This window comes from Pseudarthrobacter sp. MDT1-22 (genome assembly GCF_054511035.1).
On the sequence record NZ_JBTNDK010000072.1, the window covers coordinates 1 to 1,440 of the forward strand.

At 63.3% G+C, this 1,440-nt stretch carries 1 protein-coding gene; it reads left to right on the top strand.

Annotation, left to right across the window (positions count from 1 at the left end):
• Nucleotides 1-115: 115 nt before the first annotated feature.
• Complete coding sequence (locus ACX80M_RS20980; RefSeq protein ID WP_459310395.1) at nt 116-1,417, top strand: ISL3 family transposase; 1,302 nt, start codon at nt 116-118, stop codon at nt 1,415-1,417.
• The last annotated feature ends 23 nt before the right edge of the window (nt 1,418-1,440 follow it).

The window sequence follows — 1,440 nt, forward strand, 5'->3', positions numbered from 1 at the left end:
GGCTCTCCTGACTCTTCCGTGGGCGTTTTGAGCGCGCCTTAACGGACGCACGCCGCTTTCCGTCTATAGGTTTCTGACTGTCTAAGGAAAGAAACTTTTAGAACGGGAAAACGGCGTGCAAGATGCAAGACTATGGCGAACGCTGCTCGGTGTCGAGAAAACGGTTGTGGAGTCCATTGATTTGGAGGATGACGGCGGGTTCCTGATCGCCTCGGTCCGACCGACAGGCTCGATGCGCAACCGGTGCGGGATCTGCCAGCGCCGAAGCCCGAAATACGACCAGGGAGAAGGTCTGCGCCGCTGGCGCTCCCTGGACCTGGGCACGGTCCAGGTATGGCTTCAGGCCGCGGCCCCCAGAATCCGGTGCAGGAAGCACGGGGTCACCGTCGCGGCAGTTCCCTGGGCCAGGCACCAGGCCGGCCACACCCATGATTTCGATGCGCAGGTGGCCTGGCTGGCCACCAAGTCCTCCAAGACGGCGGTCACCGAGCTGATGCGCATCGCCTGGCGTACCGTCGGGGCGATTATCACCCGTGTCTGGGCAGATACGGAGAAGGAATTCGACCGGTTCGCGGACCTGAAACGGATCGGCATCGACGAGATCTCCTACAAGCGCGGACACAAGTACCTGACCGTCGTCGTGGACCACGATTCCGGTCGGCTGCTCTGGGCCGCACCGGGCCGCGATAAGGCGACCCTGCGCACATTCTTTGACGCCCTCGGCGAGGAACGCTCGGCAGCCATCACCCACGTCAGCGCGGACGCGGCCCCCTGGATCGCCGCGGTGGTCGCCGAACGCTGCCCGGACGCCGTGCAGTGCGCTGATTCATTTCACATCATCAAGTGGGCTACCGAGGCCCTCGACGAAGTCCGCCGGACGGCGTGGAACGACGCCCGCAAAGCAGCCCGGGCCAACGAGCCAGGAAGAGAGCGGGGACGGCCGCCGGCCGGGTCCCCGGCACGCCCCGACAGCGCCTTGGCCGCCGGGGTGAAGAACTCCCGGTACGCGCTGTGGAAAAACCCGGAAAACCTCACCGAGAAACAGCAGACCAAGCTCGCCTGGATAGTCCAAACCGACCCCAGACTCGGCCGGGCGTATTACCTCAAGGAAGGACTCCGGCTGGTCTTCAAGCTGCCCCTCGAGGAAGCCGCCGAAGCACTCGACAAGTGGGTGGCCTGGGCACGCCGGTGCCGCATCCCATCCTTCGTGAAACTGCAAAAGAGCATCGTCAAACACCGGGAATCCATCCTGGCCGCGATCGAGCATGGGCTTTCCAACGGACGCGTCGAATCAATGAACACGAAAATTCGCCTGATCACCAGAATCGCCTTCGGCTTCAAATCCCCAGACGCACTCATCGCGTTGGCCATGCTCAGCCTCGGCGGTCCCAAACCAATGCTCCCGGGCCGAAATTAACCCACGGAAGAGTCAGGAGAGCC